This is a genomic window from Streptomyces sp. NPDC001890 (assembly GCF_042891445.1).
GTDB lineage: Bacteria > Actinomycetota > Actinomycetes > Streptomycetales > Streptomycetaceae > Streptomyces.
In genome coordinates, this window is record NZ_JBIATE010000081.1 from 1 (window position 1) to 2,381 (window position 2,381).

Below are 2,381 nucleotides of genomic sequence, written 5' to 3' on the forward strand. Positions count from 1 at the left end.
CGCGATCTCCCACAGCCCGTCCGGAACAATCCAACTCCACGTATCCCGCCCCATGAACAGCCCAACGAGCGATCACCACATAGGACACGGTCTTACTGGTTCCTGCTCCTGCTCCTGCTCCTGCTCCTGCTCCTGCTCCTGCTCCTGCTTTCAGCGTGGGCCGGACAGAGGAGACCGGGCCTTGAACGAGTGCAGGTCGACCGCAGCAAGGGTCTGCTCCGCGTCATGCGCCTCGAAGGTGCCCATGCGCTGGAAGCCGAGACGGGTGGCGAGCTTGAGGGAACGCTCGTTGGCCGTCTGGGTCACCACCAGGACCGGCTGGTCGGGCAGCTCGCCGGCGGCGGCGCGCAACACGGCCGTGGCGGCCTCGAATGCCAGACCCGCGCCCCAACTGCCGTGCCGGAGCAGGTAGCTCAGCTCCAGCTCCCCGCCCTCCTCGGTGACGTGTCCGGGAAGGTCGGCGGAGCGGCGGTCGAGCGCGAGTGTCCCGATGAACCGGTCCGTTTCCTTGTCGGCGATGACGTAGGTACCGGGCCTGTCCGCGATGGCACCGATGCCATACGTGTCGAAGTACTGCTCGACGACGCCGCGGGGCCGCGGGCCACCGAGGTGCGCACGAAGCCGCGGATCGGTCTGGAGCTCGATGAGGCCGTCGATGTCGGCGTCGTGCGCTTTTCGCAGCCGGAGGCGATCCGTGATGATCTCGGTGGCGGACAGCATGGGCAACGCGTTCATGGGCTCCATTGTCCAGCTCTCCTTCATGGCCGGCTCGACAGGTGCGGGCGCCGCGCGTCCGGCGTAAGCAGTGTCGTTTCAGCAATGAAGTCGCTGGGCCGTCCGGGTGGGTTCGTGGCAGCGGGGCTGGCGCGGGCACATACGTGCTGCCTAAATCCGGGATTGTGATCAAGAACCTCGTGCGACGCGGCCTTCCCGCGCTCGCCCTCGCAGCCCTGCCCGTCCTGGCCGCCGTTCCCGCCGCTGACGCCGTGGGAACCGGCCATGCCGTCCGGAGCACGCAGACCCACGCGCTGCGCGGCGACGCCCACTTCTACCCGCCCGCCACGCTCTTCAGGAACCAGGCCTGGACCTCCGGCAACGGCCGTACCATCCTGCGTGTCCAGAGCGACGGCAACGTCGTCGTCTACAAGGACGGCCGTCCCGTCTGGCAGGCCCCGAACGTCTACCCCAACGCCGACCGCCTGGTCATGCAGGAGGACGGCAACCTTGTCGTCTACAACCGGGCCGGTGATCCGCTCTGGGCCGCCGGCACCTGGCACAAGGGCCGGTACCTCGCCGTCCAGGACGACGGCAACGTCGTCGTCTACGACAGCGCGAACCGGCCCGTCTGGGCCACCAACACCGGCGACTGAGCGACGTTCCGCGTACGGCAGGGGCCCGGACAGCCGTCCGGGCCCCTGCCCATGTCTTCCGCGACCTGCCTGTGCGGGGGGGCGTTCGCCGGACCACGCATCGGAAAGGGGCTGGTCACGTACTCCCGCCGGTGGCAGGATCACCTGCCACAGGTCCAGGGCACGGGGGGTGCGATGCGTTTTCGGATCCTCGGGCCGCTCGAAGTGTTCGACGGCACCCACTGGCGGGGGATCTCCGCCGCCAAGCCCCGCACACTGCTCGCCACCTTGCTGGTGCAGCGCGATGTCCCCGTGCCGGCGGACCGGCTGGGGCGGAGCTGTGGGGTGAGCGCGAGCCCAAGGCCGCCACCAATCTGATTCAGCAGTCAGCAGTACGTGCTGCGGCTGCGCCGTGAACTCGGGGACCGTCAAGGCCGGTTGCTGGTCACCCGGCCGCCCGGCTACCAGATGGTGCTGGCCGACGAGGGCGACGTGGACGCCGCCGCCTTCACCCGGCTCGGCGATTCGGGCCGCTCGGCGCTCGCGGGCGGCGATGCGGAACGGGCGGCGGGCCTGCTCGCCCAGGCGCTCGCGCTGTGGCGCGGACCCGCGCTCGCCGATGTGCCGACCGGGCAGCTGGTGGAGGCGGAGGCCGCGCGGCTGGCCGAGCAGCGGCTCGACATCCTTCAGTCCCGCGTCGAGGCCGACCTGGCCTGCGGCCGGTACGCCGCGCTGGTGCCGGAGCTGCGGCAGTCGGTGCGTGAGCACCCGCTTCGGGAGGGCTGTGGGGTCAGCTGATGCTGGCGCTGTACCGGTCGGGTCGGCAGGCGGAGGCGCTCGACGCCTACCGGGAAGTGCACCGGCTGCTGGCCGGTGAGCTGAGCATCGAGCCGTCCGCCCCATTGGGCGATCTGCAACTGCGCATGCTGCGCGGCGCCCCCCCCCGTTACCGTTTTCGTGGCTCCGCAACGGGGCCTCCGGCCTTCGGGTCCGGCATGACTTCCCCCTCCTGTTGCGGTTGATGATCCGGGG

At 70.3% G+C, this 2,381-nt stretch carries 4 protein-coding genes; 3 read left to right on the forward strand and 1 reads right to left on the reverse strand.

Annotated features, from left to right (window positions below):
* Positions 1-150 precede the first annotated feature (150 nt).
* Entirely contained in the window at positions 151-735 is a 585-nt protein-coding gene (locus ACFYY1_RS43185) for a GNAT family N-acetyltransferase (protein ID WP_388595589.1), read from the reverse strand.
* 164 nt (positions 736-899) lie between these two features.
* Between ACFYY1_RS43185 and ACFYY1_RS43190 the strand changes: the two genes are divergently transcribed.
* The 3 genes from ACFYY1_RS43190 (at position 900) to ACFYY1_RS43200 (ending at position 2,371) form a co-directional block, all read left to right on the forward strand.
* Positions 900-1,370, forward strand: a complete 471-nt coding sequence (locus tag ACFYY1_RS43190; protein WP_388595590.1) for a hypothetical protein — start codon at positions 900-902, stop codon at positions 1,368-1,370.
* A 375-nt stretch (positions 1,371-1,745) separates the two neighbouring features.
* Positions 1,746-2,147, forward strand: a complete 402-nt coding sequence (locus ACFYY1_RS43195) for a BTAD domain-containing putative transcriptional regulator (protein ID WP_388595592.1) — start codon at positions 1,746-1,748, stop codon at positions 2,145-2,147.
* The gene (locus ACFYY1_RS43200; RefSeq protein WP_388595594.1) at positions 2,147-2,371 is read left to right on the forward strand and encodes a BTAD domain-containing putative transcriptional regulator; all 225 of its coding nucleotides are present in this window, start codon (positions 2,147-2,149) and stop codon (positions 2,369-2,371) included. The genes ACFYY1_RS43195 and ACFYY1_RS43200 overlap by 1 nt, the downstream gene beginning before the upstream one ends.
* The last annotated feature ends 10 nt before the right edge of the window (positions 2,372-2,381 follow it).

Bases quoted from the DNA above. Each gene is read 5' to 3' on its own strand.
- ACFYY1_RS43185 (WP_388595589.1), bottom strand. From the start codon at position 735: ATGAACGCGTTGCCCATGCTGTCCGCCACCGAGATCATCACGGATCGC.
- ACFYY1_RS43200 (WP_388595594.1), top strand. From the start codon at position 2,147: ATGCTGGCGCTGTACCGGTCGGGTCGGCAGGCGGAGGCGCTCGACGCC.